General features: G+C 45.6%; 1 pseudogene. It reads left to right on the top strand.

Features of this window, described 5'->3' with window-relative positions:
* A pseudogene (locus ACZ3GY_RS24530) lies at positions 1–250 on the top strand (hypothetical protein); the annotation flags it as partial.

Raw genomic sequence — 250 nt, 5'->3', positions numbered from 1 at the left:
CAACAATCCTTTAACCGAATGGGCCAAAGCGCAATCCAGTCATTTTGATCTGTTTACGCGCATGATCTCGCCCTACCAGTTCAATCCACTCAACATCAACCCATTGCGTACTGTGCTGGAGCGTACGGTGGACTTTGAGTTATTGCGTAAAAAATGTCCGATTGATCTGCACATCTGTGCAACTCACATTAAATCAGGCAAGGCCAGGATTTTCACCAATAAAGAAATCAATGCCGATACCGTGATGGCC

Source organism: Pseudomonas sp. PME37.24/006, assembly GCF_055556635.1.
The sequence above is the reverse complement of the archived record's forward strand: the minus strand, read 5'-3'. Positions and strand labels throughout refer to the sequence as shown.